This window comes from Staphylococcus sp. IVB6181, from assembly GCF_025561445.1.
GTDB lineage: Bacteria > Bacillota > Bacilli > Staphylococcales > Staphylococcaceae > Staphylococcus > Staphylococcus simulans_B.
The window spans coordinates 1004159-1017148 of sequence record NZ_CP095096.1 but is presented as its reverse complement, the minus strand read 5'-3'; the positions used below and the strand labels follow the sequence as shown (position 1 = coordinate 1017148).

Sequence of the window (12990 nt, the reverse complement as noted above, 5' to 3'; positions counted from 1 at the left end):
GAACATTATGTAAAAAAACCGCTCCGAAATTAATCGGAACGGTAACATTTTAATCACGTCTATTATTTTTGCAAGTCCGCAAATGTACGGCCTTTAATCGGTTTCTTATGGTCTTTTTTATCGTTGCGTTGTTTCTTGTTGTTGAATTTGCCTTTGCCGCGATGGTTTTTGTTATCGTGTTTATTGTTAGAACGTTTATTTGAAGGTTTGCCTCCACGACGAGGTCCTTTAGAATTTTGACGTCCTTTTCTTGCCAATGGTTTTTCGAATGTTAATTGTACTTCTACTTCATCATTCGCTTCCACTAACTCTTGTAATAATGCTGCGACTAATTCAACATCATTGTATTCATTCAATAATTGAGATGAAATGTTTTGCAGACGTTCTGAATGTTCATGAGACATCCATTTTTCTACTTTTTCTTTAATGTCGTTTTCGCGTGCACGCAATACTTCTTTACGATGCGGCGGTCTTAAAGCTCTCATTCGGCGGTTGTTTGTTTGTTCGATTTGACGGATATAATCCATTTCAATCGGGTTCACAAATGTAACTGCGATACCTTTTTTACCAGCACGGCCTGTACGTCCGATACGGTGTGTATAACTTTCAGTATCTTGAGGAATATCGAAGTTGTATACATGGCTGACACCTGAAATGTCTAAACCACGTGCTGCAACGTCTGTAGCAACTAAGATGTCGATTTGGTCATTTTTGAATTTCTTCAAGACTTCTAAACGTTTTGCTTGTGTGATATCACCATGCAAGCCTTCTGCTTTATAACCTTTAGAAATCAACGCACTTGTTAATTCATCAACACGGCGTTTTGTACGACCGAATACAATCGCAAGTTCTGGTTGATGTACATCTAAGAAGTTTGTAAATGTTTCGAATTTCTCTAATTCTTTAACAATCGTATAGTATTCGTCAATTTGCGGATCTGACATTTCGTTATTCATTGTTTTAACAATTTTAGGGTCTTTCATAAATTGCTGCACTAATGCTTGAATAGCTTTCGGCATTGTTGCAGAGAATAACATTGTTTGACGATTTTCTGATGGAATATTATCCATAATGAATCTCATATCATCGATGAAGCCCATGTTCATCATTTCATCCGCTTCATCAATAATCAATGTGTGAATATTATCAGTTTTTAATGTACGGCGATTTAAATGGTCAATCACACGTCCTGGTGTACCCACTACGATTTGAGGGCCTTTTTTCAATGCTTTGATTTGACGGCCGATCGGCATACCGCCGAATACTGTCACAACTTGTACGCGTTGTCCGCGGCTGAACGCTCTTAACTGTTCAGCTACTTGCATTGCTAATTCGCGTGTAGGTGCTAAGATCAGCGCTTGAATACCGTCTTTTCCTACAACTTTCTCGATTAATGGAATACCAAACGCTCCTGTTTTACCTGTACCTGTTTGAGCTTGACCTAGAATATCTAATCCGTGCAATGCAAACGGAATACTGTCATTTTGTATAGGAGTCGGTTCTTCGAAGCCCATATTAGCAAGCGTTTCAGCAGTTTTTTCTGAAACACCTAAATCTATAAATTTTTGCAAAATAATTCTCCTTTATATATGGTCGAGACGACTTTGATGATATTGTGCTCTCTTCAATCCAGTAGATATACATCATCTATAAGTTTCATTTTCATCCTAAAAATGATAAAAAATGAGCGGTTAATAATTTAACATTCATTCTGTATGAATTACAGAACTTGATGAGCACCCGCCCCCACCTGTCTTTAATTTTTCATCAACTTCTATATAGTACCACCTTGAGACCATTATAGCAATAACGCAAATTCCTCTTAAAAACAAAAAAGTTAGTAAGATGATAGGAGTTCTCGTATTGAGAATTTTTCACCATCTTACTAACTTTATATTATTTCTGTTCTAATAGTGCTTGTGCGACTTCTTCTAAAGCCATGCCTCTTGAACCTTTGATTAAAATATTATCTTTAGGCTGAGCAGCTTGAAGAACTGTATCAATCAATGCTGCTTTATCATCGAAATGTTGTGCCGATTCTACAAATGCTTGACCGGCTTCATGAATATGTTTCGCTTCTTCGCCGAAAGTCAGCAATATATCGATGCCTTTATTTTCTAAATAAGCTCCGACTGACGCATGCATCTCTGCACTGTTTTCGCCGAGTTCTAATACATCTGCTAAAATCAATAGTTTGCGTCCGTCCATTGCTGCGAGTGTATCAATAGCCGCTTTCATACTTGTCGGGCTCGCATTATAAGCATCATTAATCACAGCAATTCCTGAGTCTGTACGATGCAATTCCATACGCATTTGTGTTAATTGTACTTTCGCAATGTTTTCTTTGATGACTTCATATGATAAACCTAACAATTTGCCTACTGTAATTGCAATCGCTGCATTGCGCATATTATGCGTACCTAAAATCGGTATTTGATAATGTTCGCTGACGTTTAAACTGAACGCAATACCGAATGCATCATGCTGATCTACACTGCAGACCACTTCATTTTCAGAACCTAATCCGATACTGATCGTTTGCTTGTCTGCTAACGTATTGATATGCGGCACTAATAAAGGCTCGTCTCCATCATAAAGTAATACACCGTCTGGTTTTAAACCGGCTACTATCTCAAACTTCGCTCTTGCAATACCTTCTCTTGAACCCAGGTCTTGCATATGCGATTCGCCGATATTCGTAATTACCGCAATATCCGGCTGTGCAATTTCAGATAATAGTTCAATTTGATGGAAGCCTGACATACCCATTTCTAAAATAGAAATTTCAGTATCTTGATCTAATTCAAGAATTGTTAACGGCATGCCGATTTCATTATTATAATTGCCTTGCGTCTTTTTCACTTTGAAGTTAGGTTTCAAGACACTTTCAATCATATCTTTTGTTGTTGTTTTACCATTAGAACCTGTGACCGCAATCACCTTAGGCTGTACAGACTGCAAGTATGCTTTTGCAAGCTCTTGCAATGCTAATAATGTATCATCTACCCAGATAATTGGTCCTTCTACAGGTGTCTCTGGTTTTGCGTCGTTTTGGTAAAAGGCAGCACCGGCACCATCTGCCAATGCTTGTTCAACAAAACGGTGCCCGTCTGTATTTTCCCCTTTAAACGGAATAAATAAATTGCCTGCTTCAATTTTTCTTGAATCAATTGTTGCGCCTTTAATCGTATGTTCTAAATACTGTTCATCAATTTCACAGGGAATCCATTCTTTAATTTGTTTTAATGTTACTTCTATCATTACAAGTACACTACCTTAATCAATTTTATATTTGTTCTTTTGTTTTTCCACATGTTTCTCTTTCGCAAGTTCAATCAATTTCGTAATCAAGTCAGCATAGGATAAGCCCATACCTTCCCACAGACTTGGATACATACTGTATTTTGTAAATCCAGGCATAGCATTCGTTTCATTAATATAAATCTGATTGTCTTCTGTCACGAAGAAGTCTGCACGCAATAAACCAGCACAGTCAGTCGCTTTAAAGGCTTCAACTGCCATGTTTCTTAATGTTGTGCTGACTTCCGGATCAAGTTTTGCCGGAATAGAAAGTTGGATATTGCCGTCTAAGTACTTAGATTTATAATCGTAGAATGCAACATCTTTAATAACCTCGCCAGGTTCTGTAGTCTCAGGATAATCATTGCCTAATACAGCAACTTCGATTTCACGTGCTACAACACCTTGCTCAATTACAAGTTTTCTGTCGAATTGGAAAGCTTCTTCGATACCTGCTTTTAATTCTTCTTCATTATTACACTTGCTGATACCTACACTTGAACCTAAGTTTGCTGGTTTTACAAAGACTGGGTACTCTAATTTATCATGGACAAGTTTTAAGATATTGCTTTGATATTTTTCATACTCGCTACGTAAAAAGCTGACATATGGAAGCTGCGGCAGCCCTCTATGTGCAAAAAGCTGCTTCATTACCAGTTTGTCCATTGTGCTTGATGCAGCAAGTACGCCGTTGCCGACATACGGTAAATCCAATACTTCAAACAGACCTTGGATAGTTCCATCTTCACCATTTGGTCCATGCAATAACGGGAACACTGCTGAATATGGCTGTCCAGAGCTGCTGTTTGTAAGCAAGCTTGAAATTTCACCTTCTTCTACATCTTCTAGGCGTAAAGTTTCAGTATCTTCAATGCTTTCTGTGATATTATCTTTCTTCTTCCAAGAACCGTCATTTGTAATGTAAATGATGTCTACTTGGTAATCATCTTTATTGATAGCATTTAATACATTTTGCGCAGTCAAAATCGATACATCATGCTCTGCACTCTTTCCACCATAAATGATACATATATTTTCTTTAGCCATGTTCTTTCCTCCAAACGCATTATTAAACTTTATTTTATCACGATTGCCTCACTTATTGCATGTCAAAGCTGAGAAAGAAAATTCACAATTTCATGAAACGGTATATAATAGGAAATAGCTACAGGTAAAACATTAAATATGCTATAGTTTTTCATAGAGAGAAATAATAAAGGCAGAGCGGTTACAAGCGGCTTGTCATCATTTCTGCCGATGTGAAATTGTGGATTAAAGGAGATCTAATATATGAAAGCTTCACGTCAACAACCTAGTAAATCATGGTTACGGCGCATTGACTGGGTTTTAATTACCATCTTGCTGATATTTGCAGCAATCAGTATTTTATTTATTCAATCCGCTATGGGCGGCGGTCAATATAGTGCGAACTTCAGTATCAAACAAATTATCTATTACATATTCGGGTTCATTATCGCACTGGGGATTATGGTTGTTTCGCCTAAAAGGATTATGAAATATACGTATACTTTATACGGCATTTTATGCTTTTTTCTTATTGTCTTGCTGATTATGCCAGAAACGGCTGTTACGCCGACAATCAACGGCGCAAAAAGCTGGTACAGTTTCGGACCAATCAGTATTCAGCCGTCTGAATTTATGAAAATCGTCTTGATTTTAATGCTGGCAAAAATCGTATCGCGACATAACAAATACACATTCAATAAATCATTAGAAACAGACTTCAAGCTGTTCTTCAAATTACTTGTGGTTTCTGGTATTCCGATGGTATTGATTTTCCTTCAAAATGACTTAGGTACTACATTGGTTTGTCTTGCTATTGTCGTTGGAGTACTGATTGTCAGCGGCATTTCTTGGAAAATCTTGGCACCTATCTTTTTAACGATTTTATCTATCGGTGCTTTCTTTATTCTATCCATTATCTTTAAACCATCATTAATAGAAAATGGATTTGGAATTAAAACATATCAATTAGGACGTATTGCTTCATGGTTAGATCCTTATTCTTATAGTTCAGGCGATGGTTACCACTTAACTGAATCACTCAAAGCTATCGGTTCAGGCCAATTATTCGGCAAGGGATTGAATCATGGTGAAGTTTACATCCCTGAAAACCATACCGACTTTATCTTTTCAGTTGTCGGTGAAGAATTCGGCTTTATCGGAGCAGTGGTACTGATTATTCTATTTATTATATTAATGTTCCACCTTGTACGTTTAGCTACGAAAAATACTGTGATTTATAATAAGATTTATATCATCGGCTTTATGACACTTGTATTGTTCCATGCAGTACAGAATATGGGTATGACAATACAACTCTTGCCGATTACAGGGATTCCGCTTCCATTCATCAGTTACGGAGGAAGTTCTTTATGGAGCTTAATGACAGGTGTCGGTGTCATTTTATCTATTTATTATCACCAGCCTGTACCTTACCAACCTGACTTCTTACGTTCTAAATCATATAATCATTAATACACAACAAACAAAAAACCGGTTATCGGTCGAACATTTTACAATGTCCGAATCGATAACCGGTTTTTATTCTTACTTTAATTTAGGTGTCGCAACTGATGTATTAGGCAAAGTATGCATAATTTCTAATCTTGATTTCGTTTTCTTAATATTAACACCTAGCGAAGATAACAATTGAACGACATTACGTAGTTTATCTGTATTATTATTCATTCGTGTTCACCCCATCTTCGTATTACAAATGATTGTTACTTACATTCTACCCTAAAAATTTTCCTATTACTACATTAATTTTGTAAATTCTTTTGATATTTAACCTTTTGAAGTCGTAATGCATTGAGTACGACAGAGCCAGAGCTGAATGCCATTGCTGCACCAGCGACCCATGGGGCTAATAATCCGAATGCTGCAATTGGAATACCGATTGCGTTGTAACAAAATGCAAAGAATAGGTTTTGTTTGATATTTTTCATAGTTTTGCTGCTCATACCTAGAGCCACTTCAACTTTTTCGATATCTCCGCCGACAATCATAATATCGCCTGCTTCGATAGCAATATCTGATCCAGTACCCATTGCTAAACCGATATTGCTTTTAGCAAGTGCCGGTGCATCGTTAATACCGTCACCGACCATCATGACATACTTGCCTTCTTCTTGAAGTTTCGTAATTTCATCTGCTTTATGATCAGGTTTGACACCTGCAATAACACGTTGAATACCCAGTTCTTCTGTGATTGCTTCTGCAGTGCCTTGACTATCACCGCTCAGCATTACAATTTCATAATCAGAATTCAAGTGTTCGATTAATGCTTTCGCACTTGATTTCGGCTCATCTCTTAAGGCAATCATACCTGCAAATTGGTCATCAATTGATGCAAGGACGACTGTTGCGCCTTGTTGCTGCAATGTTTCGATTTGTGCTTCTAATGCTTGATCCCATTCTTTTAAATCAGGTTGAATAAAGCTTTGCGAACCGACTTTGACGGCTTGTTGATTAATTGTGCCGCTGATACCATTGCCTGGATGTGTTTGATAATTTTCTACAATTAAATTAGGCACATCTTGATAGTACTCAGTGATTGCTTGAGATAAAGGATGTTCAGATTGAACTTCTAAACTCTTCACTAACGTACCGAATTGCTGATTATCTGTGTTATCAATAACTTTATACACAGAAGGCTGTCCTTCTGTTAATGTTCCTGTTTTATCAAAGACAATCGTGTCCACATTTTGTGTTTGTTCTAGTGCCTCTGATGATTTGAAAAGCACACCTAGTTCAGCTGAACGTCCGGAACCTGCCATGATTGAAGTAGGTGTCGCAAGCCCTAATGCACAAGGACAAGCAATCACAATCACAGCGATAAACACTTCTAAACTAGATTGGAAATCAAGCGGTGTAACAAAACTGAACCAGATAATAAATACGACTAAAGCAATGCCTAGTACTGTTGGTACGAAGATACCTGAAATTTTATCTGCTAATCGTTGAATGTTTGGTTTTTCACCTTGTGCTTCTTCAACGATTTTAATGATTTGATTCAAGACTAAATCATCGCCAGTGTGCGTTACTTTAACTTTAATGAAGTTGCCGTGGTTTAAAGTTGCACCGATGACTTCATCACCTGCTGCTTTATCTACAGGAATACTTTCGCCTGTCAGCATCGATTCATCGATACTGGTATCCCCTTCGAAAATTTCACCATCTAAAGGCACATATTCACCGCTTTTAATCAGTAAGATATCACCTTGTTTTACTTGGTCGACAGGCACTTCTACGGCTTCTCCGTCTCTTTCTACACGTGCTTCTTTCACTTGCAGCGAAAGCAGTTTATTAATCGCATCGCTCGCATGTCCTTTAGCTTTCGCTTCGAAATATTTGCCTAGCAATATCAATGTAATTAATACCGCACTGGTCTCAAAATATAACGGAATATGCTGTTCGCCAGCATGGATAATCCACATATAGATACTGTAAAAGTACGCAGCCGAGGTACCTAAAGCAACGAGTACGTCCATATTGGCACTTTTATTGCGCAAGGCACCATAAGCACCTTTATAGAATTGCCAACCTAAAATAAATTGGACAGGTGTTGCTAAGATGAATTGGAACCAAGGTTCAGTCATCACATGAGGCAGAGGGATAAAGCTTAAGAAGCTGAAATGCCCTACCATCGTATATAACAATGGCAGTGATAGTATCATCGCAATGACAAATTTCATTTTTTGACGATTCAATTCTTTTTGTTTACGCTGTTGTGCTTGGTCTGCCGTTTCTATCGCAATCGGTTCATAACCTAATTGTTTCACTTTCTCAAAAATTTGCTGAATATCGACGTTATCTTTATCAAAAGCAACAGATGCTTTTTCAGTCACAAGGTTGACGTTAGCTTGGTCAATCCCTTCTGTACGGCTGAGCACCCGCTCGATACGTGCAGAACAAGCAGCACAGGTCATGCCCGAAATTTTAAACTCTGCTTTTTCCATTATTGATTCACTCCTATACCCTGTAGAGGTATATTATTCTTTGAAAAAATGAGGCTCAGTTACATCCATAACTTAAGCCTCTATTCACCTTTATTATTTTACAACATCGTAACCTGCATCATAAATTGCTGATTCTACTTGAGATAACACTGCATCGTCACCATTATATGCAACATCTACAGTATTTGCATCAGGATTTGCGTCGACTTTATCTACGCCTTCTACTTTACCTACTGCATCCTCTACTGCTGCTTTACAATGTCCGCAACTCATGCCTTCTACTTTTAATTGTTTTTCCATAATAGAACACTCCTTACCATTAATTTAATATTTGATAACCTTGATCGTAAATTTCTTTCTCTAAGTTATTCAGACTGATAGGTGTTTTAAAACTTGCTTTTACTTCATTCGTATCAAGATCAACTTGTACTTCATAAACACCAATCATCGCTTCAAGATGTTCTTTCAGTGTTTCTTGCTGTTCTATCGTTTCCATTCCGCCGATGCGAATCACACTAGTTTGCATGATAAACTCCTTTATTAATCTTTAATTAATTTTTGGACGGTCACAAGCAATTCTTCCATTGCTTCTTCAGGGTTGCCATCATCCACTTTGTGCATAATACAACCTTTCATGTGATGATCAAGCAATCTGACCGCTACACTGTTCAATGCAGAACGTGTTGCTCTGATTTGTGTCAATACATCATCGCAGTAGACGTCTTCATCTATCATACGATTAATGGCTCTGACTTGGCCTTCAATACGATTAAGACGTGCTTTAAGGTTGGATTTAATTTGTTCAGAATGATGTACTTTATCAACTTTAGCCATATCATAACCTCCCCGTCCTAGTTTTGCTTTCACATTCATCATATACCCTATATAGGTATATGTCAAACTATGTCGTATCTATCACCGCTGTGTTACAATAAGTTCATTATCAGTTGATACTAACTTACAAATACTGCTGGTAAATGATGTGGAGGTTACATTATGTATAATTTTGATTTCGTACCCTATCAAGCGAACTTAGCCATTAATATTATCTTGATAGCGTGCTTTGTATTAAACCTTATCTTCGCATTTACTATTATTTTTATGGAAAGAAGATCAGCAGGTTCGATTTGGGCATGGATTCTAGTACTTGTATTTCTGCCTGTAATTGGATTCATTCTCTATTTATTGCTCGGCCGTCAAATCCAAAAAGATCATATCTTCTCATTAGACGAAGAAGATCGAATTGGTTTAGAGGCGATTGTCAATGAACAATTAGAGGCATTAAAGACAGCTGAATTCTCTAAAGGGAACCATGAAATCGTTAAACACAAATCAATGGTACAAATGTTGTTGTACAATAACTCCGCATTCTTGACTACAGACAACGCAATGACCATTTTTACAGATGGCCATGAAAAGTTTGATGCATTAATCAAAGATATCGAGAATGCCAAAGATTATATCCATATCGAATATTACATATTCAGAAACGATAAGCTCGGAAAACGTATTTTACAAGCTTTAGAAAATAAACTGAATGAGGGCTTAGAAGTGAAGATGCTGTATGACGATATGGGTTCCAGAGGTTTAACATTAAAAGACTTTGATGAGTTCCGACGTAAAGGCGGACAAGTAGAATCTTTCTTCCCTTCTAAACTGCCTTTGATAAACTTCCGTCTCAATAACAGAAATCACCGTAAAATAGTAGTAATCGACGGCACAATCGGCTATGTCGGCGGCTTTAATGTCGGTAAAGAATATTTAGGTTTATCTAAACGTTTCGGTTACTGGAGAGATACGCATTTGAGAATTGTAGGAGATGCGGTCAACGCTTTGCAGCTGCGTTTTATTTTAGACTGGAACTCGCAAGCAAAACGTGACAATATCACGTATTCAGATCGCTACTTCCCTGATATTGATACAGGCAGTTCCATCGGGGTGCAGATTGCATCCAGCGGTCCAGACGAAGAATGGGAACAAATTAAATATGGTTACTTGAAAATGATTACTTCAGCGAAGAAATCTATTCAAATTCAGTCCCCTTACTTTATTCCAGACCAGGCCTTTATGGATGCTGTGTCTATTGCAGCGCTCGGCGGTGTTGATGTTACCATTATGATTCCGAACAAACCGGATCATCCTTTCGTCTTCTTTGCGACATTAAAAAATGTAGCATCACTGCTTGCTTCTGGTGTTAAAGTGTACCATTACGACAACGGCTTCTTGCATTCGAAAATGATGATCATTGATGATGAAGTCGCAAGTGTCGGTACCGCGAATATGGACCATAGAAGCTTTACACTGAATTTTGAAATCAATGCATTTATTTATGATAAACAAATTGCAATGCAATTACGTAATCAATTCGACAAAGATTTAGAGTTCTCTTCTGAACTAACACAAGAACGTTATAACCAGCGCAGTCTTTGGGTGAAATTCAAAGAAGCTATCGCGAATTTAATTTCACCTATTTTATAACTTAAAAGGAGTATGACCTAGAATGAATCAATATCAACAATTAAAAGCAGCTGAAACTTATATGCAAGACTTCCACGAATCAGACAGTTCAGGTCATGATATTGCACATGTAATGCGTGTTGTACGTATGGCACTATTCATCTCTGAACAAGAAGGTTACGGCAATCCTTTTATCATACAAATGGCAGCTTTATTGCATGACACAGTTGATACTAAACTCACAGATGAAACAACAGCGTTATCAGACCTTCAAGCCTTTTTAAACCGTATTGAAGTAAAAGAAGGTCTTCAGCAGAAAATCTTAGACATCATTTTAAATATCAGTTATCGAAACGGCACCAATGAACATAAACAGCTTTCTCCTGAAGGCTATATTGTCAAAGATGCAGATCGCTTAGATGCCATCGGTGCAATCGGTATTGCACGTACTTTCCAATTTGCCGGCCACTTCAATGAACCGATGTGGGAAGGCACAGTACTTGATGATATCAGTCCAGACCAAACGCTAGAAGGCTACAACCCTTCAGCCATCAAACACTTTTATGACAAACTCTTTAAATTAAAAGATTTGATGCATACTGAAACTGCCAGCTACTTAGCTCAGCGCAGACATCAATTAATGGAACAATTTGTCAAAGCTTTCTTTGAAGAATGGGACTTCGGCAATGATTACTAATTATAAATAATAATGCCCGCTATTACGCAACGAAGCATAATAGCGGGCATCTTTTTGTACTGTTTTATTATGGTTCTCCACCATTTGTGGTGGGTGAATAATTTAAAGAACTTAATTTTGATTGGAATTCTTCGAATTCTATCATTTAGACAACCATCCGATGTACGGGTCTGGTTGTCTTTTTCTTTTTGTTTTTAAATAAACTAAATACCAGCATTATACGGTTTCTTAAGTTATTAAAGCTTCTGTATCCATATGAAATTCGCTTAATTAACTTTATTTTATTGTTAATACCCTCTATTGCACCGTTATTTAATAAGGGATTGTAAATCGTATTTCGAAGTATTTCTTGGTGCTTTCTAAAAAATGTTACTACTTTCCATATGTTTTTACTGATTGAGTTTTTATCAACATCGTTCAAACGATTGATAAAATCTTTCCAATTACATAATTTTAAACTTTCGCGTAAATCATGTACTAGTTCGTATGAATTTTTTAACTTTTCATCTGTTTGAAGCATAAAATTCACTAGATCATAACCTTTTTTATAACATCTAAAGGAACCATCCCAAATACCATCCATCATGAAGAGTTTACGTTTGTCTGTTAAAAGAAGTCTCCATTTGTTCTTTAAAACAGGGTATTCCCTTCCTTCTTTGTCTTTATAACGATTCATTACTTCTCTGCGATAGAAGTTTAACTCTCTATTCATGTGCTGAACGATATGAAATCTATCAAAGATTATAGATGCATTAAAAAAGAGCTTTTTAAATAAGAATAAATAGGGTTCAAACATATCAATGGTAATTGTTTTAACTTTAAGTCTATTTTTTCGATCAAAGCGTTCAAAATAAGCTTTTAAATAACCCGAAGTTCTGTTTTCTAAGACATCTAGAAATTCATGTGTGTCATTGTTAATAAATATAAAACTCATTAAGCCAGTCACACTCTTTACACTTCTAAATTCATCCATTGCCAAATGTTCAGGTAGATTATCGAAAGGCTTGATAAGTAAAGTATTGACTGCTTTATTTCGAATACGACGTACTGTAGATGGAGAAACACAGTTGTCTTCTGCAGTATCTATTTCTGTTTTGACTTTCGTGGCTTCTTCAATTATTTTTTGATTCACATAATTAGAAATAAATCGTGTCTTATCTACGACATCAGTTTCAGCAGTAAAAGTTGTATTACACTCTAAACACTTAAAGCGCTGTTTGGCTAAGTTTAGATATGTATTATAGCCTTGAGTTTTAAGCAAGGTAATACGAGAAACTCGTTTACCATGCTTATGAATTTGTCCTTCATTTTTAATTCCGCAGCAAGGACAAGCCGAAGGCTTATACGTAAGTACAGCATTAACAACCGTAGACTTCTTTCCTTTTACTATTACATCAATATCTTGGCTAACAAATTTGATATTTTTATCTTTTATTCTTAGTATTTCTAATGTATCATTACACATAGGCGCACTTGTCTCCTTTAATTTGGGTTTGGTCACTTTAAATTATAGAGGCAATTGCGCTTTTTGTGTATCGAAAAAGGCGGGAA

At 36.8% G+C, this 12990-nt stretch carries 12 protein-coding genes; 3 read left to right on the top strand and 9 right to left on the bottom strand.

Features of this window, described 5'->3' with window-relative positions; all coding sequences use genetic code 11:
- Nucleotides 1-62 precede the first annotated feature (62 nt).
- From cshA to MUA90_RS04730, 3 genes are all read right to left on the bottom strand, one after another.
- The gene (gene cshA / locus MUA90_RS04740) at nucleotides 63-1571 is read right to left on the bottom strand and encodes a degradosome RNA helicase CshA (RefSeq protein WP_262588533.1); all 1509 of its coding nucleotides are present in this window, start codon (nucleotides 1569-1571) and stop codon (nucleotides 63-65) included.
- Between the two features lie 325 nt (nucleotides 1572-1896).
- Entirely contained in the window at nucleotides 1897-3261 is a 1365-nt protein-coding gene (murF, locus tag MUA90_RS04735) for a UDP-N-acetylmuramoyl-tripeptide--D-alanyl-D-alanine ligase (RefSeq protein WP_262588532.1), read from the bottom strand.
- Between the two features lie 15 nt (nucleotides 3262-3276).
- A complete protein-coding gene (locus MUA90_RS04730; RefSeq protein WP_105994304.1) occupies nucleotides 3277-4347 on the bottom strand; it encodes a D-alanine--D-alanine ligase in 1071 nt (356 codons plus the stop codon).
- Between the two features lie 243 nt (nucleotides 4348-4590).
- Here MUA90_RS04730 and MUA90_RS04725 point away from each other — a divergent pair, with 243 nt between their 5' ends.
- The gene (locus MUA90_RS04725) at nucleotides 4591-5799 is read left to right on the top strand and encodes an FtsW/RodA/SpoVE family cell cycle protein (protein WP_262588531.1); all 1209 of its coding nucleotides are present in this window, start codon (nucleotides 4591-4593) and stop codon (nucleotides 5797-5799) included.
- Between the two features lie 72 nt (nucleotides 5800-5871).
- On the opposite strand, the gene MUA90_RS04720 is transcribed toward MUA90_RS04725, so the two are convergent.
- The 5 genes from MUA90_RS04720 to csoR all read right to left on the bottom strand — a co-directional run bounded on the left by MUA90_RS04720 (nucleotide 5872) and on the right by csoR (nucleotide 9119).
- Nucleotides 5872-6012, bottom strand: a complete 141-nt coding sequence (locus MUA90_RS04720; protein WP_023016106.1) for an Lmo0850 family protein — start codon at nucleotides 6010-6012, stop codon at nucleotides 5872-5874.
- Nucleotides 6013-6086: 74 nt separating this feature from the next.
- On the bottom strand, nucleotides 6087-8285 hold the full coding sequence (locus MUA90_RS04715) for a heavy metal translocating P-type ATPase (RefSeq protein ID WP_262588530.1): 2199 nt from the start codon (nucleotides 8283-8285) through the stop codon (nucleotides 6087-6089).
- 93 nt (nucleotides 8286-8378) lie between these two features.
- Entirely contained in the window at nucleotides 8379-8585 is a 207-nt protein-coding gene (locus MUA90_RS04710; protein ID WP_114602959.1) for a copper ion binding protein, read from the bottom strand.
- 19 nt (nucleotides 8586-8604) lie between these two features.
- A complete protein-coding gene (csoZ, locus tag MUA90_RS04705; RefSeq protein WP_262588529.1) occupies nucleotides 8605-8811 on the bottom strand; it encodes a putative copper chaperone CsoZ in 207 nt (68 codons plus the stop codon).
- A gap of 14 nt (nucleotides 8812-8825) precedes the next feature.
- Complete coding sequence (csoR, locus tag MUA90_RS04700) at nucleotides 8826-9119, bottom strand: copper-sensing transcriptional repressor CsoR (RefSeq protein ID WP_262588528.1); 294 nt, start codon at nucleotides 9117-9119, stop codon at nucleotides 8826-8828.
- A gap of 162 nt (nucleotides 9120-9281) precedes the next feature.
- Between csoR and cls the strand changes: the two genes are divergently transcribed.
- Nucleotides 9282-10763 carry a cardiolipin synthase gene (cls, locus tag MUA90_RS04695; RefSeq protein WP_114602957.1) on the top strand — a complete coding sequence of 494 codons (1482 nt, stop codon included), beginning with the start codon at nucleotides 9282-9284 and terminating at the stop codon, nucleotides 10761-10763.
- A gap of 22 nt (nucleotides 10764-10785) precedes the next feature.
- Nucleotides 10786-11439, top strand: coding sequence for an HD domain-containing protein (locus tag MUA90_RS04690; RefSeq protein WP_262588527.1), 654 nt, complete (start codon nucleotides 10786-10788; stop codon nucleotides 11437-11439).
- 145 nt (nucleotides 11440-11584) lie between these two features.
- On the opposite strand, the gene MUA90_RS04685 is transcribed toward MUA90_RS04690, so the two are convergent.
- Nucleotides 11585-12904 (bottom strand): ISL3 family transposase, encoded by a 1320-nt coding sequence (locus MUA90_RS04685; protein WP_262586250.1) that lies wholly within the window; start codon nucleotides 12902-12904, stop codon nucleotides 11585-11587.
- Nucleotides 12905-12990 lie beyond the last annotated feature (86 nt).

Coding starts and splice junctions, on each gene's coding strand:
- MUA90_RS04725 (WP_262588531.1), top strand. CDS start 4,591: ATGAAAGCTTCACGTCAACAACCTAGTAAATCATGGTTACGGCGCATT.
- MUA90_RS04715 (WP_262588530.1), bottom strand. CDS start 8,285: ATGGAAAAAGCAGAGTTTAAAATTTCGGGCATGACCTGTGCTGCTTGT.
- MUA90_RS04730 (WP_105994304.1), bottom strand. CDS start 4,347: ATGGCTAAAGAAAATATATGTATCATTTATGGTGGAAAGAGTGCAGAG.
- MUA90_RS04685 (WP_262586250.1), bottom strand. CDS start 12,904: ATGTGTAATGATACATTAGAAATACTAAGAATAAAAGATAAAAATATC.
- csoR (WP_262588528.1), bottom strand. CDS start 9,119: ATGGCTAAAGTTGATAAAGTACATCATTCTGAACAAATTAAATCCAAC.
- murF (WP_262588532.1), bottom strand. CDS start 3,261: ATGATAGAAGTAACATTAAAACAAATTAAAGAATGGATTCCCTGTGAA.
- MUA90_RS04690 (WP_262588527.1), top strand. CDS start 10,786: ATGAATCAATATCAACAATTAAAAGCAGCTGAAACTTATATGCAAGAC.
- cls (WP_114602957.1), top strand. CDS start 9,282: ATGTATAATTTTGATTTCGTACCCTATCAAGCGAACTTAGCCATTAAT.
- csoZ (WP_262588529.1), bottom strand. CDS start 8,811: ATGCAAACTAGTGTGATTCGCATCGGCGGAATGGAAACGATAGAACAG.
- MUA90_RS04720 (WP_023016106.1), bottom strand. CDS start 6,012: ATGAATAATAATACAGATAAACTACGTAATGTCGTTCAATTGTTATCT.
- MUA90_RS04710 (WP_114602959.1), bottom strand. CDS start 8,585: ATGGAAAAACAATTAAAAGTAGAAGGCATGAGTTGCGGACATTGTAAA.